The sequence below is a fragment of the Verrucosispora sp. CNZ293 genome, from assembly GCF_002754655.1.
This window is the reverse complement of the sequence record NZ_PEFR01000001.1, coordinates 3,059,285-3,085,749: the sequence shown is the minus strand read 5'-3', so window position 1 is coordinate 3,085,749 and position 26,465 is coordinate 3,059,285. Positions and strand designations below refer to the sequence as shown.

Genomic DNA, 26,465 nt, shown 5'->3' with positions numbered 1-26,465 from the left:
CAGATCGATGACCTCGGCTTCAAAGCGCCTGTGGCGCACCAGTCCACTCACCTACATGGCGCTCGTCCTGGCGGCGCTGCTGTCGATCTACCCCTTCTACTACATGATCGTGATCGGCACCCGCAGCCTGGAGTCGATCAACGACGTGCCACCGCCGATGACCCCCGCCGGCGCGTTCGGTGACAACTTCGGGCGGGTGCTCGACAACGACGCGGCCAACTTCCTCAAGGGCCTGATGAACTCGATCATCGTCTCGTCGGTGGTCACCGTGTCGGTGGTGCTCACCGGCTCGCTCGCCGGCTTCGCCTTCGCGAAGCTGCGCTTCCGCGGTCGCAACGTGCTGCTGCTGGCGATCATCGTCACCATGATGATCCCGACCCAGATGGGCCTCATCCCGCTCTGGAGCATGATGCAGACGCTGGGGTGGTACGACACCCTCTACGCGGTGACCGTGCCGTTCCTGGTCAGCGCCTTCGGTGTGTTCATGATGCGGCAGTACGCCAGCCAGGCGATCTCCGACGAGCTGATCGAGGCCGGTCGGGTCGACGGTGCCAGTACGTTCCGGATCTACTGGAACATCGTGCTGCCGGCGCTGCGGCCGGCGGCCGGCGTGCTCGGTCTGCTCACCTTCATGGAGACCTGGAACTCCTTCCTCTGGCCGTACGCGATCCTCTCTCCGGAGAACCCGACCCTGCAGGTCTCGCTCTCCTTCCTGTCGTACGCCTACTACACGGACTACTCCCAGGTCTTCGCCGCCACGGCGGTCGGCACCATCCCGCTGGTGCTCGTCTTCGTTCTCTTCGGCCGCCAGATCATCGGCGGGATCATGGAAGGTGCAGTCAAGTCGTGAGCAACCCCGCCACCCCGCCCGCTGTCGGCGTCCTCGACGAGCGTCCGCCGCTGACCTTCCCGCCCGGCTTCCTCTGGGGCGCGGCGACCGCCGCGTACCAGATCGAGGGCGCGGCGAACGAGGGCGGCCGGACCGCGTCGATCTGGGACACCTTCAGCCACACCGAGGGCCGGACGGTCGCCGGGCACACCGGCGATGTCGCCTGCGACCACTACCACCGGCTCAGTGACGACGTCCGGCTGATGGCCGAGCTGGGGTTGAAGTCGTACCGCTTCTCGGTCTCCTGGCCCCGGGTGCAGCCGGGCGGGTCGGGCCCGGTGAACCGCGAAGGGCTCGACTTCTACCAGCGGCTGGTCGACGAGCTGATGGCCAACGGGATCGAGCCCTGGCTCACCCTCTACCACTGGGACCTGCCGCAGGAGTTGGAGGACGGCGGCGGCTGGCCGGCCCGGGACACTGCCGCCCGGTTCGCCGACTACGCCCTGCTGATGGCCGACGCGCTCGGTGACCGGGTGAAGTACTGGACGACCCTCAACGAGCCCTGGTGCTCGGCCTTCCTCGGCTACGGCTCCGGGGTGCACGCCCCGGGCCGTTCCGACGGGGCCGACGCGGTCCGTGCCGGACACCACCTGATGCTCGGGCACGGGCTCGCCGTGCAGGCGTTGCGTACGGCGGTGCCGGGAGCGCAGCTCGGGGTGACAGTCAACCTGTATCCGGTCACCCCGGCCAGCGACGCGCCGGGGGACGTCGACGCGGCCCGGCGGATCGACGGGTTGGCCAACCGGTTCTTCCTCGACCCGATCCTGCGCGGCGCGTACCCCGACGACCTGGTCGCCGACCTGGCGAAGGTGACCGACCTCAGCCACGTGCATGACGGCGACCTGGCCACCATCGCCACGCCGCTGGACGTGGTGGGGGTCAACTACTACAGCCGGCACGTGGTGGCCGGGCCGGTCCCCGGTGAGCAGCCGGAAGCCTACTGGCGGGCCCAGGCCTGCTGGCCGGGCAGCGAGGACGTCCGGTTCGTCACCCGCGGCGTGCCGGTGACCGACATGGGGTGGGAGATCGACGCCCCCGGTCTGGTGGAGACGCTGCGTCGGGTGCACGAGGAGTACACGGACCTTCCGCTCTACGTCACCGAGAACGGGTCGGCCTTCGTCGACGAGGTGGTCGACGGTCAGGTCGATGACGTCGACCGGCTGGCCTACTTCGACGCCCACCTGCGCGCCTCGCACGAGGCGATCAGCGCGGGCGTGCCCCTGCGGGGATACTTCGCCTGGTCGCTGATGGATAATTTCGAGTGGGCCTGGGGCTACACGAAGCGGTTCGGCATGATCTACGTCGACTACGACAAGCAGACGCGCATCCCCAAGTCCAGTGCCAGGTGGTACGCGGAGGTGATCCGACGCAACGGTCTGGCCGCACAATAGGGCGACGGCCAGCCAGTAACGGGCGGCCCGGCACCAACGCTGGTGAAGGTGCCGGGGCCGCCTGATGTCGGAGGAGCAGACGATGACAACGCAGCGCACCCGGTCGCTCGGGCGGCCGACGCTCGACGCGGTCGCCGCCCGCGCCGGAGTTGGCCGCGGCACGGTCTCCCGCGTGGTCAACGGCTCTCCGCAGGTGAGTCCGGAGGCCCGGGCCGCCGTGCAGCAGGCCATCGCCGAGCTGGGGTACGTACCGAACCGTGCCGCCCGGGCACTTGTCACCCAACGGACCGACTCGGTGGCCCTGGTGGTCAGCGAGTCCGGTGAGCGGATCTTCGCCGAGCCGTTCTTCGCCGGCATCGTCCGGGGGATCAGCTCAGCCCTGCTGGAGACACCGTTGCAGCTGTGGCTGGCCATGGCCCAGTCGCCGCTGGAGCGGGAACGGGTCGAGCACCACCTGACCAACCAGCACGTCGACGGGGTGCTGCTGCTCTCGCTGCACGACGACGATCCACTGCCCACCCTGCTGGAAGAGCGTGACCTGCCCACCGTGCTCGGCGGGCGGCCCGCGCGGATGTTGCACCCCGAGGCGCAGCCCGTCTCGTTCGTCGACGTGGACAACGCCGGTGGGGCACGGCAGGCCGTCGAGTACCTCGCCGACCGGGGTCGGCGGCGTATCGCCACCATCGCCGGCCCGCAGGACATGGGCGCCGGCCTGGCCCGGTTGTCCGGCTACCGGGACGCGGTCCGCACCGCCGGGTTCGGCGTCGACCCCGACCTGATCGCGTACGGCGACTTCAGCGAGGAGAGCGGGGCGACGGCCATGCGGAAACTGCTGGAGCGCTGCCCCGACCTGGACGCCGTGTTCGTGGCCGCCGACCTGATGGCTTTCGGGGCCATGCGGACGCTGCGTGAGGCCGGCTGCCGGGTACCGCAGGACGTGGCCGTGGTCGGCTTCGGCGACGAGCCGATCGCCCGACAGGCCAACCCGCCGCTGACGTCGGTCTTCCAGCCCGTGGAGGAGATGGGCCGGCAGATGGCCCGGCTACTGGTCGCCCGGATCCGCGGCGACGAGATCCCCGCCCCACACGTCGTCCTGGACACCCAGTTCGTGGAGCGCGCCTCCGCCTGACCCCGCGCCGCCCACGGCCTGCCCGTTACCGAGCTTTGCCTCCGCGTCCAGCACGTCCTTCTCGTCGCGCTGACAGCTCCGTGACGCTCGCGGCCTGGCCCCCGGGCTGAACCGACGTTACTCCCCGTGCATCTGACGCTGGGTGACTAACCACTGCGGCCCCGGGGGCACTTGATGGGATGGGGTTCGGGGCGGGTTCAGGTTCGGGTGCTCCAGCGGCGGAGCTCGCGCTTGGCGAGGCTGTTGCGGTGCACCTCGTCGGGGCCGTCGGCGAGGCGCAGTGTGCGGGCCTGGGCCCAGAGCTGGGCGAGGGGGGTGTCCTGGCTGACTCCGGCCGCCCCGTACGCCTGGATGGCCTTGTCGATGACCCACTCGGCCATCGCGGGGGTGGCGATTTTGATGGCCTGGATCTCGGTGTGCGCACCCTTGTTGCCGACGGTGTCCATCAGCCAGGCCGTCTTGAGCACCAGTAGCCGGGCCTGTTCGATGCGGACCCGGGCCTCGGCGATCCACTCGCGTACCACGCCCTGCTCGGCGAGGGGGCGGCCGAAGGCGACCCGCTCGACGGCCCGGCGGCAGAGCAGTTCCAACGCTCGCTCGGCCGCGCCGATCAGGCGCATGCAGTGGTGGATGCGGCCGGGGCCGAGCCGGGCCTGGGCGATGGCGAAACCGGTGCCCTCGGCGCCGACCAAGTTCTCCGCCGGCACGCGTACGCCCTCGAAGTCGATCTCGGCGTGGCCGCCGTGCGAGGCGTCGCTGTAGCCGAAGACCCGCATGCCCCGACGGACCGTGACCCCGGGGGTGTCGCGGGGGACCAGGATCATGCTCTGCTGGCGGTGCCGGTCGGCACTCGGGTCGGTCTTGCCCATCACGATGAGGATCGCGCAGGCCGGGTCCATCGCGCCGGAGGACCACCACTTGCGGCCGTCGATGACGTAGTGGTCACCGTCGCGGCGGATCGACGTGGCGATGTTCGTCGCGTCGGAGGAGGCCACGTCGGGCTCGGTCATGCAGAACGCGGAGCGGATCTCGCCGGCCAGCAGCGGGGTGAGCCAGCGTTCCTGTTGCGCGGGGGAGCCGAACTCGGCGAGCAGCTCCATGTTGCCGGTGTCCGGTGCGGCGCAGTTCAGCGCCTCCGGGGCGAGGTGCGGGCTGCGCCCGGTCAGCTCGGCCAGCGGGGCGTACTGGAGGTTGGTCAGCCCGGCACCGTGGCGTGGATCGGGCAGGAAGAGGTTCCACAGGCCGCGCCGGCGGGCCTCGGCCTTCAGCTCGGCCAGTACGGCAGGGCGGGCCCACGGGTCACCGGCGGCGGCCACCTGGGCGGCGTGCACCGGCTCGGCCGGGTACACGTGTTGCTCCAGGAAATCGGTCAGCTCCACGCGAAGCTGCTCGGTCCGGGCGTCGTACGCGAAGTCCATCAGGCCTCCTTCACCGCGGTGAGTCCGTGTGCCACAAGCGGGGCGACGAGGCCGCCGATGGTGTCGAAGCCCTCGCCCAGGGTCTGGCCGAGGGTGTGCCGGTAGTGGATGCCCTCACAGATGACTGCGAGTTTGAAGCAGCCCAGCGCGATGTGCCAGTGCAGGGGACCGACGTCGACGTCGCTGCGGCCGGCGTACCTGTCGATCAGCTCGGCGCCGCTGGGGAAGCCGGCGCGCGGGCCGAGGCCGTCGGCGACCGGGTTGCCGTCGGAGACCTCGCTGCCGCCGAGCACGTCCCAGTACGTCAGCAACAGGCCGAGGTCGGTCAGCGGGTCGCCGAGGGTGGCCATCTCCCAGTCCAGCACCGCCGTCACGGTCACCGGTTCCACGGTGGCGAGCAGGTTGTCCAGCCGGAAGTCGCCGTGCACGATCCGGCCCGCGTTGGCACCCTCGGGTGCGGTGGCGGCGAGCCTGTCGCGCAGCTCGTCGATGCCCGGCAGCGGCCGGCTCCGGGAGCGGTCGAGCTGCCCGGACCAGCGACGGACCTGCCGGGCCAGGAAACCCTCCGGACGGCCGAAGTCGGCCAGGCCGACAGCTGCCGGCTCGACCGTGTGCAGCGCCGCCAGGGTGTCCATCATCGCCGTGGCCAACCCGTGCCGCTCCGCGCTGGTGAGCTGGTCGGTCCGGGAGCGGCTGCGGAAGACCTCGCCCGGCACCCGTTCCATCAGGTAGAACGGCGCGCCCAGCACGTCCGGCTCCGGGCAGAGCAGCAGGGCGCCGGGCACCGGGACGTCAGTCGGGGCGAGCGCGGAGATGACCCGGAACTCCCGGGACATGTCGTGCGCGGTGGCCAGCACGTGCCCGAGCGGTGGGCGGCGCAGCACCACCTCCCGGTCGCCGGCCTGCACCAGGTAGGTCAGGTTCGACCTGCCACCGGCGATCAGCTCGGCCCGTAACGGCCCGGTGGCCAGGTCCGGGCGGTGCGCCGCGAGGTACCCACCGAGCCGGTCCAGATCCAGACCGGCGGGCGAGCCGGCGGTCGGTTCGGTCATCCGGACAGTTCATGGCAGCTCCGACGGGTTGTCAAGGTCAGGTTTGACCCTCGGGACATGCCGCCGCAACAGGGACGAAATGGTCAACTGCCAGGCTGGGACCAGCCTGCCGGCCGGTGTGCCGGCCCGCCGAGCGGAGGGGTTTGAAATGTTGCTGCGCGTTCGGGTCACCCTGCCGGACCGTCCAGGCACGCTCGGTCAGGTGGCGCGCACCCTCGGCGTGTCGGGGGCGGACATCGTCCAGGTGGTCGTACTGGAACGCCTCGGCGGGCGGGCGGTCGACGACTTCACGGTGGTGTGGCCGGGCGCCGCGCGGGTGGAGCGGCTGCTGGCCGGCCTGGCGGCGATCCCCGGCGTACGGGTGGACGGGGTCTGGCGGGCGATCGGCGCGCCCACCACCACCGGCCAGGACGCCGAGCTGCTGGCCCAGGTCGCGGCCAACCCGGCCGACGGGCTGGCCACCCTTGTCGACGCGGTACCCGGCCTGCTCGCCGCCGACTGGTCCGTCGCCGCGATGGTGCCGGTCGACTGGGCGTCCCGCACCGGAGGTGGCGGCGCGACAGTGGGGCACGCCAGTTGGCGTACCCCGGTGCCGCCGAAGCTGCCGGAGGTGACCCCGCTGCGCGCCCGGGCGATGACCGCCCCCGACGGCGGCCACTTCGCGGTCGCGCCGTTCGGTCGGGCCGGGCTGGTTCTGGTGGTGTCCCGTGAGCACAGCGAGACCCTCACGCCGGCCGCCTTCCACTCCACCGAGGTGGACCGGCTGGCCCAACTGGTCCGTGCCTGCGCGGTGATCCTCGGCGACCGGCTCGACCTGGTGGCCGCTCCACCGGTCAGCGCCAACCCCTGACCGGGAGCTGTGACGTAGACCGCAGGGCCGGTCGCGGCTGGACATGGTGAGGCAACCGGCAGGCAACAGCCGCGGACGACTGTGGCACGGGAAGGGAGGCAACGATGACGCTGTGGCGGATCCGAGCCACCGTGGACGACCGGCCGGGCTACCTGTCGGTGCTCACGGCGAGCCTCGCGTTGCGTGGAGTCAACATCCTCACCGTGCAGGTGCACACCACCGAGCGCGGTGCCGTCGACGACTTCCTCGTCGACGCGCCGGACACCCTCGACGAGGCGGGACTGCTGGCCGCCGTCGAACGCGGACGGGGTCGGGACTGCTGGGTGGCGCGTAGCGAGGCGCGCGGCCTGGCCGACCAGCCGACCCGGGTGCTCGGGCTGGCGACCCGGCTGGTGCACGACCCGGACGCGACAGGCGAGGTGCTGCGGGCTCTGCTCGGTGCCGACGAGGTGACCTGGCGGGCCGCGGCGGTACCGGCCCGACCGGGAATCGACGGGACGACGATGCTGCTGGCCGACCCGAACGGTGGGTCGTACGCCCTGCGCCGGGTCGCGCCGAGCTTCACCCCGGCCGAGTACGCCCGGGCTCAGGCGTTGCTCGAACTGGGGGCGACGGCGGCCCGCCGTAGCGCCGAGCAGGTCACAGTGGTCCTGCCGGACGGTGCCGAGCTGACCGTGCGCCCGGCCGTGGCCGACGACCTGACGGCCGTGGTCGAGTTGCACGAGGCCTGCTCGGTGCGCAGCCGGCAGCGCCGTTACCTGGGGGCGGGTCTACCCTCCCCGGCCCGACTGCGTCGGCTCCTGGAGCCGGCCCGCGGGCTGACCCTGGTCGCCGCGACGACCGGCTCCGACGGGGCGGCGGAGTCGGTCGTCGCGATGGCGAACCTGCTCGCCGAAGGCGACGAGGCCGAGCTGGCGTTGTTGGTACGCGACGACTGGCAGCGCCGTGGGCTGGGCTCGACCCTGCTGCGTCGGCTGACCCGGCAGGCGGAGTCGGCCGGTTACGCGGCGATGGTGGCGCACGTCCAGGGGGACAACACGCCGATGCTGCGTACGCTGCGCCGGCTGTCCCGGCCGACCACTGTCGAGCGGGACGGCCCTCTGCTGACCCTGACCGTGCCGGTCGCCGCCGAGGCACCGGCACGGGCGAAGAGCGCCGGCTGACGGCTCGAACGACCGACCTCCGGTGCGGAGGCCGGTGAGGTGGGCAGGACTCCCGGTGCGGGGGTCCTGCCCACCGCGTGCTTGCCGACCGTGGGTGGGTCAGATGTTCGGGGGGAGCGCGGTGCGGTCCTGGAAGTTGCCGTAGAGCTGGTCGTCGTCGCCCACCGTGACCGCCTGGACCAGCAGGTCACCGCCGACGAAGGCACCCTTCCAGGAGGCGCCCCGACCACCGAACGGCTCCTGGCGGTCACCCCGGGAACGGGGCTTGTTGATGCCCACCTTGAAGGCTTGCAGGTCGACCGCCAGCTTCGCCGCCTCGTCGGTGTCGTCGCAGGCGAGGGAGGCCACGAGTGCGCCGTTGGAGGCGTTCATCTGGGCCAGCAGCTCGTCGGTGGTGTCCACCACGACGATGGTGTCGACCGGGCCGAACGGCTCGGCGTGCATCAACCGGGACCGGCCGGGCGGGGCGAGCAGCACCGATGGCGCGACATACGCCGAGGTGTCCTGCCCGGGCAGGAACGGCGCGCCGTCGAGCTTGCCCCGGTACAACGGGACGGCACCGCCGCGTACCGCCTCGTCGACCTTGCGGCGCAACTCGTCGGCCTTGGCGGCGCTGATCAACGGACCGAAGTCCAGCTCCGGCAACGGGTCGCCGGCACGCCAGCTGTCCTCGACCGCGAGCGGGTGCCCGAACCTGACCGAGCGGACGACCGGCAGGTACATGTCGAGGAACTCGTCGACCAGGTCCCGCTGGACCACGAACCGGGGGTACGCGGTGCAGCGCTGCTTGCCGTACTCGAAGCCCTTCTTCAGGTGGGCGGCGAGCAGGTCCCACTGGGAGAAGTTCCAGATGCCCCAGGCGTTGAGACCCTCCTGCTCGATGAAGTGGCGCTTGTGGGAGTCGAGCAGCGCGGCGGCCACCTTGCCCCCGTTGGAGCGGCCACCCACGAACGCCACCGCACCGATCTCCGGTGCCCGGACCAGTACCTCGGACAACGCCTCGCCGCTGCCGGAGAGCAGGGTGGCGGGCAGCCCGGCGCGGTGCATCAAAGCGTGCGCCACGGTCAGGCAGACCGCGCCGCCCTGGGACGGCGTCTTGGCGATGACCGCGTTGCCGGCGAGCAACTGCACCAGCTCGGCGTGCACCAGCACGCTCATCGGGTAGTTCCAGGAGGCGATGTTGCTGACCGGGCCGGGCAGCGGGGTACGGCCGTCGGCGAGCATCCGGTCGATCTCGTCGACGTACCAGCGCACCCCGTCGAGCGCGCGGTCCACGTCGGCGCAGGCCAGTCGCCACGGCTTGCCGATCTCCCAGACCAGCAGCAGGGCCAGCAGGTCGCGCTGCCCGGTGAGGGCGTCCAGGGCCTCGGTGACCCGCGACTTGCGTTCGGTCAGCGGGGTGTCGGCCCAGCTGGCGTGGGCCGCCGCGGCGTGGGCGACGGCGTCGTGGGCGGTCGCCGCGTCCAGCCGCGGCACGTTGACGAGCACGCTGTTGTCGACCGGGGTACGCGTCGGCGTCGGCGCTCCACCGGTGCGCCACTCGCCGCTGACCAGGTTCCGCAGTGTGGTGATGCCGCCGGCCGGGCTGTCGAACGCTTCACCGGTGACGGCCACCGCCCGGGCGAGGGTGTCGGGCCAGGAGGTTCCGTCGGCGAGTCGTAGAGCCATCGCGATCTCCTCAGGTGGGCGGGAGCGGCCGTCGACGGGTGCCGCCAGGTGTCGCGTACTGTCGCGCGCGGCCCAGCGCGACGGCAACAGCACGTTCCGTATCGCAGGACATCCGATGACTGTCAGTCCTCAGTGGAGGTTCTGGGCATGCTTCGGCCGACCGCATCCACCTGCGGTTTTCCCGACCAATGATTGAGATCATTCGATGGTGTGATGATTCCCCCTTTGTTACTGGCGAGTACGGTCGCGATCCTCCGGCGGTATCACCGGATACCACGAGAACGGCCGCCGGCGGGATGCCGGCGGCCGTTCTCGGATGGCGTTGTCAGCTGGTGAAGGTGATCCCGTCACGACGGCGTCGCAGTGCGACAAGGGCGACGCCGCCACCGATCAGGCCGACGCCGACCAGGGCCATTGTCGTCGCCGCCGCACCGGTGACCGGCAGATTGCCGTCGTCACCACCACCACCACCGCCACCGCCGGTGCCGTCCGACGGAACCGGCGACTCCGGGGCCGTCGGCGTCGGCGACTGCGGGACGGTGGGCGTCGGAGAGGGTGACTCCGGCGTGGTCGGCGTCGGCGTGGGCGACTCCGGGCTGGTAGGCGTCGGCGTCGGCGACTGCGGGCTGGTGGGCGTGGGGGTCGGCGACTCCGGCGTCGGCTGGCCGGCGCAGGTGTGGCTGAGGTTGAAGCGGTCGCCCTGGCCGCTGATCGTGGCGCTACCGTCCACAAGCGTCCACCCGGCCGGGGTGAACAGGTAGGCGTGGATGACGCGGCCGGCGTTACCGGCGGGGTGGAGCGCGTCGGGGTAGGCGTCGGCGGCGTCCGGCACTGTGACGTTCACCGTGCCGGAGCCGTTGTCGAAGGTCAGCGTCAGGCTCTCGAAGCCGCCCACGGAAGGGCCGCCGGGTAGGACGAAGTGCCAACCGTCGTGGTCGGCGGGGCGGTCGGCGAACCTGGTGTCCGCGCACTGCTGCTGGAAGTCGGCCGCGATGGAACCCCGGTGGGCCGAGTGGAGCGGTACGGTGCTGCTCGCCCAGGCCGGGGTGGCGAGGAAGATGAGGGCCGCGGCAGCGGCGCCAGAAAGGGCCGTGCGCGCCACGTGCCGACGCTGTGGCATGGGAATTCCTCCGGATCTCCGCGTAATGACGGCACATGCTTGCATCCGGACCGCCGTTCCTGATCTCAGGCGAACGGCCTGACCTGGGCGGATCTGAGGCCACGATGCGTCCGCGAGGATGCCTCACGGGCCGTTTCAGCGCGTGTCGGTGTAACGCAGAACGGCTTCCCGACGCCCGGTGTCGCCATCGGGCGGGCTTCCCAACCGCCGGTGCTCGGATTACATTGTCAGCTATCCATGGGAGCGCTCCCGGTCCTGTTGGAGCCACCTCGCCACCACCACCGCCGGCACCCGTCCACACCGACGCGGCCACGCGTCCGGTCGATGCCGTCGGGCACGCATCGACAGGAGCAGTCGTATGCATCAACCTTCCCGGTCGGGCCGCTTCCGCGGTGATCGACCGCTGCCGGATCAACCGTGGCCGCATCGCCGTGCCGACCAGCCCTGGCCCCGCCGGATGCTGGCCGCCGTCAGCGCGCTCGCCGCCGGCCTCGCGCTCGCGGCAGGGGTACCCGCGACCGGTGCCGCCGCCGCACCCACCGACGGGGCCGTGGCCGCCGCCGCGCCGGCCTTCAACTACGCCGAGGCGCTCCAGAAGTCGCTGCTGTTCTACGAGGCGCAGCAGTCAGGTGAGCTGCCGGAGTGGAACCGCGTCTCGTGGCGCGGCGACTCGGCGCTGCGCGACGGCTCGGATGTCGGGCTCGACCTCACCGGCGGCTGGTACGACGCCGGTGACCACGTGAAGTTCGGTTTCCCGATGGCGTTCAGCGCCACCATGCTGGCCTGGGGCGCGGTCGAGTACCGGGCCGGGTACGCCGCGTCGGGGCAGCTCACCCACCTGCTGAACAACCTGCGCTACGTCAACGACTACTTCGTCAAGGCGCACCCGTCGCCGAACGTCCTCTACGGACAGGTCGGCAACGGGGACGCCGACCACAAGTGGTGGGGACCGGCCGAGGTGATGCCGATGGCGCGGCCCGCGTACAAGATCGACGCGAGTTGTGGCGGTGCGGACCTGGCGGGGGAGACCGCCGCCGCGATGGCCGCCTCCTCCATGGTCTTCCGGCCTACCGACGCCGCCTACGCCGACAAGCTGCTGACCCACGCGAAGCAGCTCTACACCTTCGCCGACACGGTGCGGAAGAACTACCACGAGTGCATCACCGACGCGACGAGCTTCTACCGCTCCTGGAGCGGCTACCAGGACGAGCTGGTCTGGGGCGCGATCTGGTTGTACCGGGCCACCGGTGACGCCGCGTACCTGGCCAAGGCGGAGAGCGAGTACGACAAGCTCGGCACCGAGCCGCAGACCACCACCCGCTCCTACAAGTGGACAGTCGCCTGGGACAACAAGCAGTTCGGGGCGTACGTGCTGCTGGCCAACCTGACCGGCAAGCAGAAGTACGTCGACGACGCCAACCGGTGGCTGGACTTCTGGACCGTCGGCGTCAACGGCGAGCGGGTCCGGTACTCGCCGGGCGGGATGGCGGTGCTCGACTCGTGGGGCGCGCTGCGCTACGCCGCGAACACCTCGTTCGCGGCGCTCGTCTACAGCGACAAGATCACCGACGCGACGCGCAAGGCGCGCTACCACGACTTCGCCGTCCGGCAGATCAACTACGCGCTCGGCGACAACCCGCGCAACTCCAGCTACGTGATCGGGTTCGGCGCCAACCCGCCGAAGAACCCCCACCACCGCACCGCGCACGGCTCCTGGTGGGACAGCATGACCGTGCCCACCGAGACCCGGCACACCCTGTACGGGGCGCTTGTCGGCGGGCCGTCCTCGCCGAACGACGCGTACACCGACAACCGGTCGGACTACGTGATGAACGAGGTCGCCACCGACTACAACGCCGGCTTCACCTCCGCGCTGGCCCGGCTGTCGCAGGAGTACGGCGGCACCCCGCTGGCCAACTTCCCGGTCCCCGAGCAGCCCGACATCGACGAGCTGACAGTGGAAACCACTGTGATGCAGAACGAGACCCGGTCCACCGGCATCAAGGCGATCGTCTACAACAAGTCGGCCTTCCCGGCGCGGGCACTCACCGACGCCAAGTTCCGCTACTACTTCCGAGCCCCTGGTCTGGGCCTGGAGCCGATTGTGGTCACGCCCGGCTACACCCAGGGTTGCCCGGCGCCCACGACCGCCAGGAACGTCAGCGGTGATCTCTTTTACGTCGAGGTCGACTGCACCGGACACACCATCGCCCCGCCGGCCAGTCGCAGCACCGGATGGAGGTGCAGTTCAAGATCGGAGTGCGGGAGGGCGTCGCCTGGGATCCGAGCGACGACCCGTCGTTCCAGGCCACCGCCGGCCCGAACCGCAACGTGCCGCTCTACGTCGGTGGCGTGCGGGTGTGGGGCGAGGACCCCGCGTCCAGCAGTGACACCACGCCACCTACCACTCCCGGCACGCCGGTGGCGACCTCGGTCACCTCCCGCTCGGTGAATCTGACCTGGGCAGCGTCCACCGACGCGGGCAGCGGGATCGACGTCTACATCGTCAACACCCACGTGGTCGGCAGCGACACCTACAGCTGGTACCCCTCCAGCACGAACTCGCTGGTGCTCAACGTGTCCCCGGCGCGCACCTACGAGATCACCGTGCAGGCCCGGGACAAGGCCGGCAACACCTCGACCGCGTCGCCGAAGCTGACCGTGACCGTCCCGGCGGTCGATGACGGTGACACAGTGCCGCCCAGCGCGCCGGGTTCGTTGACGGCGTCGGCGATCACCACGACCGGTGCCACGCTGAGTTGGGCCCCGTCGACCGACAACGTGGGTGTGACCGGGTACCGGATCTACCGGGGGCCGGCGCTGGGTGACGTGCTTGTCGCCACGGTCACCGGGACCACGTACGCGGTGACCGGCCTGCAACCCGAGAGCACGTACTCGTTCTACGTGGTCGCGATCGACGCGGCCGGCAACGCCTCGTCGCCGTCGGAACGGGTGACGGTGACCACCTCGGCGCCGCTGCCCACCTCGCCCTGCCGGGTCACCTACGGCAGCAACGACTGGAGCACCGGCTTCACCGCCAACATCACCATCACCAACACCGGCACCACCGCGATCAACGGTTGGACCCTGGCGTTCAGCTTCCCGAACGCCGGGCAGCGGGTCGGTCAGGGCTGGTCGGCCACCTACGCCCAGACCGGCGCGGCGGTGACCGCCACCAACCTGTCGTACAACGGCAACCTGGCAGCGGGCGCGTCGGTAGGCATCGGCTTCAACGGCACCCACACCGGCAGCAACCCGAAGCCCACCGCGTTCACGCTCAACGGCGCCACCTGCACCATCGGCTGAGATTCACCGGCTGCGGCCGGTTGCCAGGCCGGGGGCCCGCCCCCGGCCTGGCGCGGCATCGGGTCTGGTGTGATGCCGTGCCGGTCGCAGTGGCCGGCACACGCCACTGCGGACACTGTCGAGCTGAACCGTCTGCGCTATCACAGGATGCGCCGCGCGGCCCGGTGCCGCCTCGGGTCCGTGGCCCTTCCGAGCACCGGGCCCGGGCCAGCCCGGACGGGCCGACGGTGCGGTGGTTGCGGTGGATCGATGTGGCCGGATGGTTGACTCGTCCGCGCCATCAGCTCGACAGCGTCCAACCACAGGTAGTGCTCCGGCGTCGGGACTAGCGCAGGTCGTCGGCGAGCAGGTCCATCAGTAGGCCGTCGTGCCAGCGGCCGTCCTCGCCACGTTCGTAGCGGCGCATCACCCCGACGGTCCGGAAACCCACCTTCGCGTACGCCCGGATGGCTGCGGTGTTCGCCGCCGCCGGGTCGATGGTGAAGCGGTGGTGGCCGTGGACGTCGATCAGGTGGCGGATCAGGACCCGGATGGCGTCCCCGGCGAGCCCGGCGCCGCGCACCGACGGGTCGAGGAAGATGTCGATGCCGGCGTGCCGGTAGTCCGGGTCGTCCTCGGCGTGCCACTGGATCGCGCCGATCACCCGGCCGTCGTGCTCGATGGCGTACACCCGGAGGCCCTCCTCGGCGAGGTCCTCCTCGACGGCGGCGACCAGGTCGTCGCCGCCCCGCCACCAGCGACGTACCTCGGGCTCGGCGCGGATCCCGGCCAGGGCGGGTACGTCGGCGGCCGTCGCCGGTCGTAGGGTCACCGCCTTGCCGTGCAGCATCCGCTCAACTCCGAAGTTCGCCGTGCTCGACGCAGATCGCCGACCAGCCGACCGGCAGCACCTGCACCTTCATCCGACGCCGGCACCTGGCGCAGTATCGGGGCGGCTCCAGGGCCCGGGCCGCCGCACACTCCTCGTGTACGCCGGCCGCCGCCGCCTCGCCGCACCTGTCGCACCAGGTCTGAGCTGCCACAGCCACCGTCACAAGGTCGCCGACAGCGCCTTGACCGGCATCTTCAGCTCGTCGAGGAGCTTGAGGTCGTCGGTGGCCGGTCGACCGAGAGTGGTCAGGTAGTTGCCGACGATCACGGCGTTGATGCCGCCGAGCAGCCCGTCGCGGGTACCGAGATCTCCCAGGGTGATCTCCCGGCCGCCCGCGTACCGCAGGATGGTGCGTGGCATGGCCAGCCGGAAGGCGGCGATGGCCCGCAGCGCGTCCTTGCCCTCCACCACCGGGCGGTCACCCAGCGGCGTGCCGGGCCGGGGGTTGAGGAAGTTCAGCGGCACCTCGTGCGGATCCAGTTCGGCGAGCTGCGCGGCGAACTCGGCCCGCTGCTCGACCGTCTCGCCGAGCCCGAGGATGCCGCCGCAGCAGACCTCCATGCCGGATTCGCGGACCATCCGCAGGGTCTCCCAGCGCTCCTCCCAGGAGTGGGTGGTGACCACGTTCGGGAAGTACGAGCGGCAGGTCTCCAGGTTGTGGTTGTAGCGGTGCACGCCCATGTCGACAAGCTCGTCTACCTGCTCCTGGCTGAGCATGCCGAGCGAGGCGGCGACCTGGATGTCGAGCTCGGCCTTGATCGCGGCGACACCCTCCCGCATCTGCTTCATCAGCCGGGCGTCCGGACCGCGTACGGCGGCCACGATGCAGAACTCCGTCGCCCCGGTCGCGGCGGTCTGCTTCGCCGCCTGCACCAGCGACGGAATGTCCAGCCAGACCGACCGCACCGGCGAGGTGAACAGGCCGGACTGGGAACAGAAGTGGCAGTCCTCCGGGCAGCCGCCGGTCTTCAGCGACACGATGCCCTCGACCTCCACCTCCGGGCCGCACCAGCGCATCCGCACGTCGTGGGCGAGCTGGAGCAGGGCGGACAGGTGCTCGTCGGGCAGGTTCAGCACGGCGAGGACACCGGCCTCATCGAGACCGACGCCGTTGTGCAGCACCTGGTCCCGGGCCTGGTCGAGGATCTCTGGCATGGCACGTACCCTACAAGGCCCCTTCGCGGGCGGTAAACGAGCGCGGACGGTGGGCCCGGAGCCGCGCCGGCGTGGTGCGGCGAGCCGTGCCACGCCACGCCGGGGCAGGCGCGGCGGGTGGTAACTTCGCCCGGCGGAAGCGCCTGACGGGCGGGAACCGGCGGGGAAGGGACGTGGCGGTGGCGGACTGGCTGGCGGCACTTGACCGCCGCGCCGAGCTGCGGGCGAAGGCGGGGCTGACCCGGCGGCTGCACCCGCGTACCGCCGCCGACCGAGTGGTCGACCTGGCCGGCAACGACTACCTGGGCCTGGCCGCGCATCCCGAGGTGATCGCCGCCGCGGCGCGGTCCCTCGCCGCGTACGGGCTGGGTGCGACGGGATCGAGGCTGGTCCGGGGCTCCACCGACGCCCACCACTCGTTGGAGGAGACGCTCGCCGACTGGCTCGGCACCGACCGGGCGCTCGTCTTCTCCTCCGGGTACCTGGCCAACCTGGGCGCCATCCGCGCGCTGGTGCGTCCCCGTACGCTGCTGATCTCCGACGCGCACAATCACGCCTCACTCATCGACGGCTGCCGGATCTCCGGTGCGGAGACCGTGGTGACCCCGCACGCCGACGTGGCTGCGGTCGCCGCCGCCCTGGCTGCTGCTCCGGGCCGCCCGGCGGTGGTGGTCACCGAGTCGGTCTTCTCCGTGGACGGGGATATCGCTCCGCTGGCACGGCTGCACGCCACCGCCCGCGAACACGGCGCGTTGCTGCTTGTCGACGACGCCCACGCGCTGGGCGTGATCGGCCCGGACGGGGCCGGCGCGGTCGCCGAGGCCGGGCTGACCGGCGCGCCCGACGTGGTGATCACCGCGACCCTGTCCAAGGCGCTCGGCGGGGCCGGTGGCCTGGTGGCGGGCCCGGCCGAGTTCGTCCGGCACCTGGTCGAGACCGCGCGGACCTTCATCTACGACACCGCCCTGCCGCCCGCGGTGGCGGCCGGGGTGCAGGCCGCCGTCGGGTTGGCCCGCTCCGGTGCCGGCCTGCGCGCCGAGCTGGTCGAGCGGTCGGCCCTCGCGGTCGACCGGCTGCGCGCCGCCGGCCTGGACGTCTCCGCTGCCGACGCCGCCGTCGTCTCGGTCACCGCACCGGGCCCGGAGGCGGCGACGACATGGGCCGCCGCCTGCCGGGACCGGGGGGTGGCGGTCGGCTGTTTCCGCCCGCCGTCAACCCCCGACAGCCGGTCGAGGCTGCGCCTGACGATCAGCGCCGGGGTGCCGCGAGCGGACTTCGAGCACGCCCTGGAGGTCATCGTGGAATGTGCGCCATGACGGATCAATGGCGCGGACCGGTGCTGGTCACCGGCACCGACACCGAGGTCGGCAAGACCGTGGTGACCGCGGCGATCACGGCCGCGGCGCAGGCGGCCGGTTTGCGGGTCGGGGTGGTCAAACCCGGCCAGACCGGTACGGCCACCGGCGATCCCGGTGACGTCGAGGTGGTCACCCGGCTGGCCGCCCCGATGACCGGGCGTACGCTGGCCAGCTTCCCGGACCCGCTCGCGCCGCTGGCCGCAGCCCGGGTGGCCGAGCTGCCACCGCTGGAGCTGTACAACGCGGTGGACGCCGTCCGGGAAGAGGCGGACAAGCACGACCTGGTGCTGATCGAGGGGGCCGGCGGGCTGCTCGTACCGATGGGGCTGCGTCCCTCGGGGGAGCCCTGGACGGTCGCCGACCTGGCCGTGTCGCTCGGCGCTCCGGCGGTGGTGGTGGCCCGTGCCGGTCTGGGCACCCTCAACCACACAGCGCTCACCCTGGAGGCCCTGGACCGGCGGGCGGTGCCGGCCGGCGTGGTGATCGGCGCCTGGCCGGCCGAGCCGGAGCTGGTGCACTGGGCAAACCTCAGCGACCTGCTGCCGAATCTGCTCGGCGCGCTGCCGGCCGGCGCCGGGTCGATGGACCCGGGCGTGTTCCGGCGCTCCGCGCCGGGCTGGCTCACCCCGGCCCTGTACGGCGTCCTCGACGACTGGCGCGCCTGGGCCGACGAGACCACCTGAGCCGACCCCGCCGACCTGCTGACTTTCGTCAGTGTCGACCCCGGCCGGGCGTGGGTAGCGTGACCGTCGTGCACAAGAGGTGGCGTGACCTGCTGCTCTGGGCGGTGCTGGCCGCGCCGTTCGGGTACGTCGGTGCCACTCCGCCACACTCCCGTGATGCCGTGGTGTCGCTGCTCATCGGCCTGGGCGGGGCCGGCGTCGCGGTCGCGGTGAGTCGGCGCCTGCCGCTTGTCGCCCTGCTCGTGGTGGTGCTCGGTACGCTGCTCGACGGCAACTTCGTCTTCGCCATCCCGGTGTTCAGCTACCTGGCCGGCCGACGCAGTTCACGTACGCTGCCGGTGGCCGCGGTCTTCGCACTGATCGCGGCCGGCGGCACGGTGCTCAATCTCGGGCTGCTCGGCACCGGCATGGCCACCTGGTTCCTGCTCGCCACGGTGCTGCTCTTCGCAGGCGTTTTTCCCTGGCTGATCGGCAGATACCGGCGGCAACAGGCCGAGCTTGTCGACGCCGGTCGCCGCTACGAGCAGGCCCGCGCGCACGAACGCCAGGGCGAGGCGGAACGGATCCGGTTGCGTGAGCGGGCCCGCATCGCGCGGGAGATGCACGACTCGCTCGGGCACGCGCTGAGCCTGATCGCGCTGCGTGCCGCCGCACTGGAACTCGCCGACGGCCTCGACTCCCGGCACCGCGCCGCCGCCGGTGAGCTGCGGGCCAGTGTGGCCGAGGCGACCGAGCGGCTGCACGGAATCATCGGGGTGCTTCGTGAGGAGAGCGCACCGGTCACCACCCGTCCCGCCGGGGAGGACATCGCCGACCTGGTCGACGGCGCGCGGGAGGCCGGCATGGCGGTGCGGCTGGAACTACGGAGCATGTCGCCGGATCCGCATGAGGCGCCGCCGGCCCTGCCCGAGTTGACGTCGCACGCCGCGTACGGGCTGGTCCGCGAGGCGCTGACGAACGCCGCCCGGTACGCACCCGGAGCCGAGGTGACTGTCAGTCTGGTCCGGCGGGGGGACGGTGTGGTGGTGGAGGTGGTCAACGAGTCACCGCCGGCCGGTCCGCTGCCGGGGCCGCCCGCCACCGGTTCCGGCCTGCTCGCCCTGGCCGAACGGGTCCGGCTCGCCGGTGGCTCGCTCACCGCCGGGGCATGCCCGCAGGGCGGCTTCGCCGTCCGAGCCCGGCTACCCGTATCCACCGCCGCCACCAACGCTGACGCCGCCTTCGCGGCCCGGCCCGACGTGATCGACCTGCCCGACGCGGCTCCGGCCGGCTCGGCTGCTGCCGCCGGCGGCAACCCGGTTGGCGCGGCAGCCCGCCGGCAGGTCCGGCGCAGCCTGCTGGTGGCGCTCGGCGCACCTGTCGGCCTCACGCTGGCACTGTCGCTGATCTACTACCCGGTCGCCACCGTCGGCACGGTGCTGGACCGGAGCACCTTTGAGGAACTGCCGGTGGGTGTCGCCCGGGGCGACCTGATCGGCCTGCCGCCCCGGCAGGTCGACCGGCCCGCCGGGGCCCGGCCGGACTGCGAGTACTACACCGATGGCAATTTCCCGTTGGCCCAACCGACGTGGCGGTTGTGCTTCGTCGACGGGCGGCTGGTCAGCAAGGAGCGGATGAACGAATGACGAGTGTCCCGTTGGCGCCGGTACGGGTGCTGTTGGCCGACGACGAAGTGATGATCCGGGCCGGGGTCCGGGCGATCCTGGCCACCGACCCGGCCATCGAGGTCGTCGCCGAGGCCGGCGACGGCCGGACGGCCGTGGAACTGGTCCGGGCCCACCGACCTCGGCTGGCCCTGTTGGACATCCGGATGCCGAAGCTGGACGGGCTCGCCGCCGCCGCCGAGATCCGCCGGTCGGTGCCGCAGACGGCCACCATCATGCTCACCACGTTCGGCGAGGACGACCATGTGGCGCGGGCACTGGGTCACGGAGCGAGCGGCTTCCTGCTCAAGTCCGGCGACCCGCGGGAACTGATCGCCGGGGTACACGCGGTAGCTGGTGGCGGCGCGTACCTGTCTCCGACGGTGGCCCGCCGGGTGATCGAACTGGGCGGCGACCGGGTCGCCCGTCGACCGCTGGCCGAGGATCGGCTGGCCGGACTGACCACCCGGGAGCGGGAGGTGCTGGCGCTGGTCGGGGCGGGACTGTCGAACGCCGAGATCGCCCGCCGGTTGTATCTGGTCGAGGGCACCGTGAAGACCTACCTGACCAGCATCTTCACTCGGCTTGAGGTGCGTAACCGGGTGCAGGCGGCGATCCTCGCGTACGAGGCGGGGCTGGTCGAACCGGTCGAGTAGGAACCAGCCCCGCCTGACCTCTCACGCGTCGCGTCTGCGCAGCGCCGCTCGGCCGGCCAGCAGTGCCACGGCGGCCCAGCCGGCGAGCAGCAGCAGCCCGACCACCGGTGGGTACGGTTGCCCGTCGCCGGCCAGGAGGTGTCTCCCGGCCTCGCCCGGAAAGGCGTCGGCGATCCGGTGCAGCGCGGTGATGTCCGGCTCGCGCAACGACAACGGCACGATCATCAGTACCGCGAGGAGCACCGTCACGGTCAGCACCGCGCTGCGCAGCACGGCGCCGAGGCCGAGCGCGAAGACACCGATCAACGCCAGGTAGGCCGCCAGGGCGACGACGTCGCGGAGGGTGCCGGCCGCCGGGGCGGCTCCCCATTCACCGAGCACCGGCGAAGCGACGAGTGCGCCGGCCCCGCCGAGCAGCAACCCGAGCCCGAAGGTCACGGCCGCCGTCACGACCGCCTTGGCCAGCAGTACCCGACCCCGCGACGGTGTGCACTGCAAGGTGGTCCGGATCGTCCCGGTGGTGAACTCGCTGGTGATCATCAGCAGGCCGAGGGCCAGCACGGCGTACTGGACCAGTTCCAGCGAATCGATCAGGACGGTCCCCACCGGGACCCCCCCGGCGTCGTCGCTCGGATCGTCGTTCGTGTTGCCGTTGGCGACGTAGATCGCCAGCTGCCCGGCGGTGGCGGCCATCAGCACCACCGCGGCGAGCATCGTCCACCAGGTGCTGCGGACCGTCCAGAGTTTGGTCCACTCCGCGCGGATCGTGGTCATGCCGCCGCACCTCCCGCGCCGGCCGCGAACTCGACGTGGTCGGCGGTCAGGGCCATGAAAGCCCGCTCCAGGGATGCCTCGTGCGTGGCCAACTCGTGCAGCGGCAGCCCGAGTTCGTACGCCAGCTCGCCGACCCGCTCGACGGTGCTGCCGGTGACGGTCAGCTCGCCCGTACCGCCGGACTCGACCACCGCACCGGCGGCGGTCAGCCGGTCGGTGAGGGCCGCCAGCCCGGCCGGTCGCGGGCTGCGGACCCGTACGGCGAGTCCGCTACCGGCGATCACCTGAGCGGTCGGCGCGTCGGCGATCAGCCGGCCCTGGCCGAGCACCACCAACCAGTCCGCGGTCTGCTGCATCTCGCTCATCAGGTGGCTGGAGATCAGCACGGTCCGGCCCTCGGCGGCCAGGGACCGGCTGAGCTGCCGGATCCAGCGCACCCCGTCCGGGTCGAGGCCGTTGACCGGTTCGTCGAACATCAGCACCGGCGGGTCGCCGAGCAGGGCACCGGCGATGCCGAGCCGCTGACCCATGCCGAGGGAGAGCGCGCGAGCCGGCTTCGCCGCCGCCCGGTCGTCAAGCCCGACGGTGGCGAGCACCTCGTCCACCCGGCGTTCGGGTATGCCGTTGCTGGCGGCCATCGCGGACAGGTGGGCCCGGCCGGAGCGGGCGGGATGCAGCGCCCGCGCGTCCAGCAGCGCACCGATCTCGTGCAGTGGCCGGCGCAGCTCGCGGTACGGCCGTCCGCCGATCAGCGCCTGGCCGGCGGTGGGCCGGTCCAGTCCCAGGATCAGCCGCATGGTGGTCGACTTGCCGGCGCCGTTCGGCCCGAGGAAGCCGGTGACCCGGCCGGGAGCGATGTCGACGGTCAGCTCGTCGACAGCAGTGGTCTCCCCGAACCGCTTGGTCAACGCACGTAACGTAATCATGTCCGGACGGTAGGTCCGCGACGGCCCGGCCCACCGTGCCCGAAAGGCACCACCCGGCACTGACTTTCGTCAACTCACGCCCGGTTCAGCGGCGGACGACGAAGGTGTCGGGCATCCGGAAGGTGAGATTGTCGGGACAGTGGGGCGGGCGCACCACGCGTACCCCGGTCAGCAGCGGTGCGGCCTCGCTCACCAGCGTGGTCGCTTCCATCCGGGCGAGTTGGTCGCCGACGCAGCGGTGCGCGCCCGCCCCGAAGGCCAGATGCCGGCGTGAGCCGCGCTGCCCTGGGCGGAACTCGTCAGGCCACTGCACGACCGCCGGATCGCGTCCGGCGCGGGCCAGCCACAGCACCACACTCGTGCCCGCCGGCACCACCGTCCCGCCCAGCGTGGTGTCCACGGCGGCGACCCGTCGCCAGGTGACGATCGGAGGTTCCAGCCGCAACCCCTCCTCGACCACGTCGGCGACGTTCACCGAGCCGTCGCGCAGCCCAGCGAGCACCGCCGGCTCTCCGGTGAGCCGGTGCAGCAGCAGGGTGAGGAACTGTGAGGTGGTTTCCTGCCCGGCGACCAGCAGGAAGAACAGCGCGCCGACGACCACGTCGGGCGGGTGCCCGGCGGTCCGCAGGGCTCCGGCCAGGCCGTCGCCGGTGGCCGCGAACTCCCGCAGCAGTCCGTGGAAGCGCCCCACCTCGGCGGCGAGCGCCTGCTGCCGGTCGGCGTCCAGCGGCGCCCAGAAGAGTTCCAGCGCCGCGCGGGCGAACTCCTTCACCGCAGCGACCGGCGCGTCGGGCAGATCGACCAGCCGGGCCAGGACCAGCAGCGGCAGGTCGGCGGAGAGTCCCGCGTGCAGGTCGACAGGCGCGCCGGTGTCGAGGGTGGCGGTCAGTTCGGTGACCCGCTGGCGGACCAGCGTGGCCAGCCAGTCGCGTTGGGCGGTTACCCGGATCGGGTGCAGCGCCTCGGCGACCAGGGCGCGGATTCCCGGGTGACTGACACCGCCGTTGTTGGCCAGGGTCGGTGGCAGCCGGAACCGGTGGGCGGCGAGCACCCGCAGCGCGGCCACCGGCATCGGGGTGACCGCGTCCAGCGCGTTGTCGGGTCGGAACGTGGCAGGGTCGGCGAGCACCTGGCGGACCAGGGCGTGCCGGGTCACCAGCAGGTGCTCGACGCCCACGTGGTCGGCGACCCGGGCCACGTCGGGCCAGCGGGTGACGCCACCACCGGCCCCGGTGCCTTCGGTCGCCGTCGGGGCCTGCTCCCAGCTGCGGAACAGCACGGCGTCACGCTAGTCGGCCGTCTCCGGGCGGCCGGCGCGCAACCGCCACACCGTGGTGCGCTTCACCTGGACGCTCTCCAGCGCCTCACTGACCGGCACGTCGTAGGAGGCGAGTTCGGCGAAGCGTTCCCGGGGCAGGAAGGCCCGTCCCGGGTCGCCGACCAGCACCGACGCCCCGGCCCGGGTGGCGCGCAGCAGGAACCGCACCACCCGGTTGGCCATCGCCCCGCTGTAGAAGACGTCGCCGGCGAGGATCACCTCCGCGTCACCCGCGTCGCCGTCGAGGATGTCGCCGAGTTCGGCGTCGACGCGTACCCCGTTCGCCTCGGCGTTGAGCGCGACGGCCGCGACGGCCAGCTCGTCGACCTCCACGGCGCGGACGGCGGCGGCACCCGCCCGGGCGGCGGCGATGGCCACCAGGCCGGAGCCGGAGGCCAGGTCGAGTACCCGGCGCCCGGCGACGACCTCCGGATGGTCGGTGACGTAGCGGGCCAGGCCCTGCCCGCCGGCCCAGGCGAAGGCCCAGAACGGTGGCGGCCTGTCGCTGCGGAACTCGCCCTCGGTCAGCTCCCACAGCCCGATCGGCTCATCCGCCTGGTGCAGCCGCACCTCGGGCACGAAGGCGACGGGCGCGAGCCGGGCGTGCAGCCGGACGAAAGCGGCGGAGAGCGTGGACATCAGGTGATTGTGCACCGAGTCACCGCGCCCGGCGTGTCGCGGGTGATCCGTTACCGGTTCAATACCGTACGTGAAAACGGGCATCTCGCTTCACGGTCCGTGCGAACACGCCCGTCTACCGGGTGGCGTCCCGCGCTCCTAGCGTTGCGAATGGAGGCGACCAACGGGAGGACGGATCGTGAAGAGGCTGTGGCGTCACACGCTACGGATCGGGGTGGCACTGGCATGTCTCACCGGGGTGGACCTTGCCATGGCTACGCCGGCGCATGCGGCGTTCGCCACCGAACTCGGCGGCCTGCCGGAGCAGTTCACCGCCGGTGGGCGGGTGGCGACGGTCTCCGCTGTGGTGTCCCGCTCCGACCAGGGTGACTGCATCAAGGTGCGCTGGTCGATGGTGCTGGGTGTGCAGGGGTTGCGACTGGACCAGGTGCGGGTGGACCGGATCGAGGAGACCGGCTCGTTCCCGGTGGAGGTGCGTGCCGAGGGTGATTCGGCCCGGCTGACCGACCGTCAGCTCGACCCGGGCACACTCTGCCCGGGGCGTACCGTGACCGCGCAGTACCGGATCGCGTTCGCCCGGGACGTCGACCGGGGACGGGTGAGTCTCGCCGCCGAGGCGTACGACCGGAACCTGCGGTTGCTGTCCCGCCAGACGGCGACCCGCGAGGTGGTGGGTCGCGGCGTGGAAGCTCGCCCCACCACCGCGGCACCGACCCCGTCGGAGGCACCGACGGTGGATCCGACGGAGGAGCCGGTCGAGGTGCCGACTGTCGATCCGACCGAGGAGGAGAGCGCTCCTGCCGACGACGCGGGATACGCGGGTGGGGCTGTCGATCCGCCGGCCGCCGACGCGGCCGGAAACCAGACAGGTAGCGGGCTCGGCCTGACCGAGGTGGCTTTCCTCCTCGGCGGTCTGCTGCTCTTCCTCGGGGTGGGCCTGCTGCTGCGGCTGCGGCAGCTGACTCGTGAGCCCGAGGCCGCGGTCGAGGCCGGCGGTCCGACGCCCGGAGGCTGGGAACGGCGGTCGGCCCCACGGAGCCGGTGGCGGACGGTGCCCCGCGACGGTGGTTACCTGAGTTGACCTGGGCCACGGTGGGGGCGGACCGGTCCGCCCCCACCGTGGCGCCGCGTCACGGTGCCCAGTCGGGGTCGCGGCCGAACGCGGCGAGGAGCCGGTCCTGTTCATCGGCCCCGGCGGGCAGTGTGACCTCGGGTTGGACGAGCCCGCCACGTCGGTAGTCCTCGACGTGACGGGAGTACCAGCGGGCCGCCTCGGCGACCGCGTCCACGTCCATCGTCGGGTCCGCGCCGATCGCCACCGCCAGGTCCCAGCCGTGTACGAGGTGTTCGGCCAGCAACTGGTGCAGGTACTCCTCGGCCGGGGTGGGGCCGGCCGACAGGTGCACCGCCCGGTCCAGGGCGCCCGGACTGGTGGCGGCGACCTCGGCCTGCGCCGCAGCCTCGCGGGCGGTCCCGATCGGGTCGGCGCCGAGCTGGTCGCCGTCGTAGCGGTCGCCGACCTGGTCCACGGTGCGCCCGGCGAGCAGCGGCACGCTCCAGCGTTCCTCGCTGACCACGTGGTTGACAAGTGTGCGGACGTCCCAGCCGGGGCAGGGGGTGGCGGCCGACCATTGGCCGGGGTGCACCTGTTCCACCCGGTCGGTGAACTCGGCCAGGCTGCGCCGGTAGGTCTTCAGCAGCTCCATGTCGCAGTTGTTCCCGAAGGGGGCGCGGGTAACCCGCCGGATTCGGTGGCGGGGGTAACCCTCGGCGGGCCCGCCGCCGTGCCGGCGGCGGCGCTGCCTACTCCAGCTGGGCTGGGTCAAGTCCCAGTTCGCGGGCGGTCACCAGGCGCACCCACTCGGCGAACTGCCGGCGGGAGATCACCCGGTCGTGCACCGCGAGCTGCACCGCCAGGCCGTCCATCACGGCGCTGATCCGCCAGGCGGCGCCGGCCGGGTCGGTGCAGACGAAAATGCCCTCCCGGACCCCGTCGGAGATCACCGTGGCGAGGTCCTGCCGCCAACGCAGGTCGAGCTTGCGGGAGACCTTCTCCAACTCGGGGGTACGCAGCGACTCCGCCCAGCCGTCGATCCACATGGACCAGGAGGTGGCCCGCCCGGCCGGGGTGTAGAGGCGCAGGATCCGGCGGAGCTTGGTCAGCGGTGGGGCGTTGGAGCGGGTCACCGCGTCGAGCCGGGCCAGATCCTGCTCGACGGCGTACGCGAAGGCCTGGGCGAGCAGCCGTTCCTTCGTGGCAAAGTGGTAGAAGACAAGCGCCTGGCTCACCCCGGCGGCCTGCGCCACGTCCGCGGTGCGGGTGTTCGCCAACCCGCGCTGCCCGATCACGTCACATGCGGTGCGCAGCAGGGCATCCAGGCGGATCTCGGCCGCACGTCTCGTCACGCCCGTCACCGTATCCGATCGAGGCGGATACGGCCGGTCACCAAACCCCT

The 26,465-nt window shown here is 72.0% G+C and carries 23 protein-coding genes and 1 pseudogene; 11 read left to right on the top strand and 13 right to left on the bottom strand.

The genetic code is table 11. The features are described 5' to 3' along the window. The first annotated feature begins 7 nt into the window (after positions 1–7). From CLT74_RS13950 to CLT74_RS13940, 3 genes are all read left to right on the top strand, one after another. On the top strand, positions 8–850 hold the full coding sequence (locus CLT74_RS13950; protein WP_099846927.1) for a carbohydrate ABC transporter permease: 843 nt from the start codon (positions 8–10) through the stop codon (positions 848–850). Then, the gene (locus CLT74_RS13945) at positions 847–2,280 is read left to right on the top strand and encodes a GH1 family beta-glucosidase (protein WP_099846926.1); all 1,434 of its coding nucleotides are present in this window, start codon (positions 847–849) and stop codon (positions 2,278–2,280) included. The genes CLT74_RS13950 and CLT74_RS13945 overlap by 4 nt, the downstream gene beginning before the upstream one ends. An 82-nt stretch (positions 2,281–2,362) precedes the next feature. Next, positions 2,363–3,409 carry a LacI family DNA-binding transcriptional regulator gene (locus CLT74_RS13940; RefSeq protein WP_099851969.1) on the top strand — a complete coding sequence of 349 codons (1,047 nt, stop codon included), beginning with the start codon at positions 2,363–2,365 and terminating at the stop codon, positions 3,407–3,409. 197 nt (positions 3,410–3,606) lie between these two features. Here CLT74_RS13940 and CLT74_RS13935 read toward each other — a convergent pair whose 3' ends face one another. Together CLT74_RS13935 and CLT74_RS13930 are read right to left on the bottom strand one after the other, a co-directional pair. Further along, positions 3,607–4,827, bottom strand: coding sequence for an acyl-CoA dehydrogenase family protein (locus tag CLT74_RS13935; protein ID WP_099846925.1), 1,221 nt, complete (start codon positions 4,825–4,827; stop codon positions 3,607–3,609). Then, entirely contained in the window at positions 4,827–5,879 is a 1,053-nt protein-coding gene (locus tag CLT74_RS13930; RefSeq protein ID WP_099846924.1) for a phosphotransferase family protein, read from the bottom strand. The genes CLT74_RS13935 and CLT74_RS13930 overlap by 1 nt, the downstream gene beginning before the upstream one ends. Before the next feature lie 148 nt (positions 5,880–6,027). Between CLT74_RS13930 and CLT74_RS13925 the strand changes: the two genes are divergently transcribed. Continuing rightward, positions 6,028–6,729, top strand: coding sequence for an amino acid-binding protein (locus CLT74_RS13925; RefSeq protein WP_099851966.1), 702 nt, complete (start codon positions 6,028–6,030; stop codon positions 6,727–6,729). A 104-nt stretch (positions 6,730–6,833) separates the two neighbouring features. Next, on the top strand, positions 6,834–7,892 hold the full coding sequence (locus tag CLT74_RS13920) for a GNAT family N-acetyltransferase (protein ID WP_099846923.1): 1,059 nt from the start codon (positions 6,834–6,836) through the stop codon (positions 7,890–7,892). Positions 7,893–7,991: 99 nt separating this feature from the next. Here the strand turns inward: CLT74_RS13920 and CLT74_RS13915 are convergent, their stop codons facing one another. Together CLT74_RS13915 and CLT74_RS13910 are read right to left on the bottom strand one after the other, a co-directional pair. Continuing rightward, positions 7,992–9,560, bottom strand: coding sequence for an aldehyde dehydrogenase family protein (locus CLT74_RS13915; protein ID WP_099851964.1), 1,569 nt, complete (start codon positions 9,558–9,560; stop codon positions 7,992–7,994). A gap of 325 nt (positions 9,561–9,885) precedes the next feature. Beyond that, the gene (locus CLT74_RS13910; protein WP_486582303.1) at positions 9,886–10,662 is read right to left on the bottom strand and encodes an LPXTG cell wall anchor domain-containing protein; all 777 of its coding nucleotides are present in this window, start codon (positions 10,660–10,662) and stop codon (positions 9,886–9,888) included. Positions 10,663–11,137: 475 nt separating this feature from the next. Here CLT74_RS13910 and CLT74_RS13905 point away from each other — a divergent pair. Further along, positions 11,138–13,986: pseudogene (locus tag CLT74_RS13905) on the top strand (glycoside hydrolase family 9 protein). Between the two features lie 325 nt (positions 13,987–14,311). On the opposite strand, the gene CLT74_RS13900 reads toward CLT74_RS13905, so the two are convergent. From CLT74_RS13900 to bioB, 3 genes are read right to left on the bottom strand one after another with little or no spacing between them, the layout of a single operon-like run. Then, a complete protein-coding gene (locus CLT74_RS13900) occupies positions 14,312–14,815 on the bottom strand; it encodes a GNAT family N-acetyltransferase (protein ID WP_099846921.1) in 504 nt (167 codons plus the stop codon). A gap of 4 nt (positions 14,816–14,819) precedes the next feature. Next, positions 14,820–15,020 carry a biotin synthase auxiliary protein BsaP gene (bsaP, locus tag CLT74_RS13895; RefSeq protein ID WP_099846920.1) on the bottom strand — a complete coding sequence of 67 codons (201 nt, stop codon included), beginning with the start codon at positions 15,018–15,020 and terminating at the stop codon, positions 14,820–14,822. Then, a complete protein-coding gene (bioB, locus tag CLT74_RS13890) occupies positions 15,017–16,012 on the bottom strand; it encodes a biotin synthase BioB (protein WP_099846919.1) in 996 nt (331 codons plus the stop codon). Before bioB ends, bsaP begins: the two co-directional genes overlap by 4 nt. A gap of 179 nt (positions 16,013–16,191) precedes the next feature. Between bioB and CLT74_RS13885 the strand changes: the two genes are divergently transcribed. From CLT74_RS13885 to CLT74_RS13870, 4 genes are all read left to right on the top strand, one after another. Next, positions 16,192–17,328: an 8-amino-7-oxononanoate synthase gene (locus tag CLT74_RS13885; RefSeq protein WP_099851961.1), complete on the top strand. Its 1,137-nt coding sequence runs from the start codon at positions 16,192–16,194 to the stop codon at positions 17,326–17,328. Further along, complete coding sequence (gene bioD / locus CLT74_RS13880) at positions 17,316–18,053, top strand: dethiobiotin synthase (protein WP_099846918.1); 738 nt, start codon at positions 17,316–17,318, stop codon at positions 18,051–18,053. Before CLT74_RS13885 ends, bioD begins: the two co-directional genes overlap by 13 nt. A gap of 68 nt (positions 18,054–18,121) precedes the next feature. Beyond that, a complete protein-coding gene (locus CLT74_RS13875) occupies positions 18,122–19,678 on the top strand; it encodes a sensor histidine kinase (protein ID WP_486582302.1) in 1,557 nt (518 codons plus the stop codon). Next, a complete protein-coding gene (locus tag CLT74_RS13870) occupies positions 19,675–20,352 on the top strand; it encodes a response regulator transcription factor (protein WP_099846916.1) in 678 nt (225 codons plus the stop codon). Before CLT74_RS13875 ends, CLT74_RS13870 begins: the two co-directional genes overlap by 4 nt. Positions 20,353–20,373: 21 nt before the next feature. On the opposite strand, the gene CLT74_RS13865 is transcribed toward CLT74_RS13870, so the two are convergent. The 4 genes from CLT74_RS13865 to CLT74_RS13850 form a co-directional block, all read right to left on the bottom strand. Beyond that, on the bottom strand, positions 20,374–21,126 hold the full coding sequence (locus tag CLT74_RS13865) for an ABC transporter permease subunit (RefSeq protein ID WP_143697161.1): 753 nt from the start codon (positions 21,124–21,126) through the stop codon (positions 20,374–20,376). Next, complete coding sequence (locus CLT74_RS13860; RefSeq protein WP_099846915.1) at positions 21,123–22,052, bottom strand: ATP-binding cassette domain-containing protein; 930 nt, start codon at positions 22,050–22,052, stop codon at positions 21,123–21,125. The genes CLT74_RS13865 and CLT74_RS13860 overlap by 4 nt, the downstream gene beginning before the upstream one ends. A gap of 85 nt (positions 22,053–22,137) precedes the next feature. Beyond that, positions 22,138–23,331 carry a cytochrome P450 gene (locus CLT74_RS13855; protein WP_199172186.1) on the bottom strand — a complete coding sequence of 398 codons (1,194 nt, stop codon included), beginning with the start codon at positions 23,329–23,331 and terminating at the stop codon, positions 22,138–22,140. 9 nt (positions 23,332–23,340) lie between these two features. Continuing rightward, positions 23,341–24,009: a 50S ribosomal protein L11 methyltransferase gene (locus CLT74_RS13850; RefSeq protein ID WP_099846914.1), complete on the bottom strand. Its 669-nt coding sequence runs from the start codon at positions 24,007–24,009 to the stop codon at positions 23,341–23,343. Between the two features lie 250 nt (positions 24,010–24,259). On the opposite strand from CLT74_RS13850, the gene CLT74_RS13845 reads away from it, so the two are divergent. After that, entirely contained in the window at positions 24,260–25,090 is an 831-nt protein-coding gene (locus CLT74_RS13845; RefSeq protein WP_486582301.1) for a hypothetical protein, read from the top strand. A 49-nt stretch (positions 25,091–25,139) separates the two neighbouring features. Here CLT74_RS13845 and CLT74_RS13840 read toward each other — a convergent pair whose 3' ends face one another. Next, a complete protein-coding gene (locus CLT74_RS13840; RefSeq protein WP_099846913.1) occupies positions 25,140–25,715 on the bottom strand; it encodes a TIGR03086 family metal-binding protein in 576 nt (191 codons plus the stop codon). Between the two features lie 97 nt (positions 25,716–25,812). Continuing rightward, positions 25,813–26,415, bottom strand: a complete 603-nt coding sequence (locus CLT74_RS13835) for a TetR/AcrR family transcriptional regulator (protein WP_099846912.1) — start codon at positions 26,413–26,415, stop codon at positions 25,813–25,815. Positions 26,416–26,465: the final 50 nt, after the last annotated feature.

Coding starts and splice junctions, on each gene's coding strand:
- CLT74_RS13950 (WP_099846927.1), top strand. CDS start 8: ATGACCTCGGCTTCAAAGCGCCTGTGGCGCACCAGTCCACTCACCTAC.
- CLT74_RS13940 (WP_099851969.1), top strand. CDS start 2,363: ATGACAACGCAGCGCACCCGGTCGCTCGGGCGGCCGACGCTCGACGCG.
- CLT74_RS13935 (WP_099846925.1), bottom strand. CDS start 4,827: ATGGACTTCGCGTACGACGCCCGGACCGAGCAGCTTCGCGTGGAGCTG.
- CLT74_RS13930 (WP_099846924.1), bottom strand. CDS start 5,879: ATGACCGAACCGACCGCCGGCTCGCCCGCCGGTCTGGATCTGGACCGG.
- CLT74_RS13925 (WP_099851966.1), top strand. CDS start 6,028: ATGTTGCTGCGCGTTCGGGTCACCCTGCCGGACCGTCCAGGCACGCTC.
- CLT74_RS13920 (WP_099846923.1), top strand. CDS start 6,834: ATGACGCTGTGGCGGATCCGAGCCACCGTGGACGACCGGCCGGGCTAC.
- CLT74_RS13915 (WP_099851964.1), bottom strand. CDS start 9,560: ATGGCTCTACGACTCGCCGACGGAACCTCCTGGCCCGACACCCTCGCC.
- CLT74_RS13900 (WP_099846921.1), bottom strand. CDS start 14,815: ATGCTGCACGGCAAGGCGGTGACCCTACGACCGGCGACGGCCGCCGAC.
- bioB (WP_099846919.1), bottom strand. CDS start 16,012: ATGCCAGAGATCCTCGACCAGGCCCGGGACCAGGTGCTGCACAACGGC.
- bioD (WP_099846918.1), top strand. CDS start 17,316: ATGTGCGCCATGACGGATCAATGGCGCGGACCGGTGCTGGTCACCGGC.
- CLT74_RS13870 (WP_099846916.1), top strand. CDS start 19,675: ATGACGAGTGTCCCGTTGGCGCCGGTACGGGTGCTGTTGGCCGACGAC.
- CLT74_RS13865 (WP_143697161.1), bottom strand. CDS start 21,126: ATGACCACGATCCGCGCGGAGTGGACCAAACTCTGGACGGTCCGCAGC.
- CLT74_RS13860 (WP_099846915.1), bottom strand. CDS start 22,052: ATGATTACGTTACGTGCGTTGACCAAGCGGTTCGGGGAGACCACTGCT.
- CLT74_RS13850 (WP_099846914.1), bottom strand. CDS start 24,009: ATGTCCACGCTCTCCGCCGCTTTCGTCCGGCTGCACGCCCGGCTCGCG.
- CLT74_RS13845 (WP_486582301.1), top strand. CDS start 24,260: ATGGCTACGCCGGCGCATGCGGCGTTCGCCACCGAACTCGGCGGCCTG.
- CLT74_RS13840 (WP_099846913.1), bottom strand. CDS start 25,715: ATGGAGCTGCTGAAGACCTACCGGCGCAGCCTGGCCGAGTTCACCGAC.